Annotated in this window: 1 protein-coding gene; it reads left to right on the forward strand. The window is 59.6% G+C overall.

Translation table 11 applies throughout. The features are described from left to right. Positions 1-37: 37 nt before the first annotated feature. Positions 38-265: VOC family protein (locus SB753_RS38005; RefSeq protein WP_410805281.1), on the forward strand; the 228-nt coding region annotated here is incomplete at its 3' end.

Here is a 265-nt window from a genome sequence, read left to right on the forward strand (position 1 = left end):
GCTCTTCACCGGAACCTCAGAGACGGGACGCCGCGCCATGAAATTCCAGATTCTCGATATCGATCACGTTGTCATCCGCGCTGCTAACCTCGACGCGATGACGCGCTTTTATCAGGACGTGCTCGGCTGCACGGTAGACAGGGAACAACTCGAAATCGGCCTGATCCAGTTGCGCGCGGGACGCTCGTTGATCGATCTGTTGCAGGTTGGCGGAAAGATCGACCGGCCGGAAAGTGGTGCGCCCGGCGCGGGGCGAAACATGGAT

This window comes from Paraburkholderia sp. SIMBA_053 (assembly GCF_046534895.1).
In the GTDB taxonomy this organism is placed as follows: Bacteria; Pseudomonadota; Gammaproteobacteria; order Burkholderiales; family Burkholderiaceae; genus Paraburkholderia; species Paraburkholderia caledonica.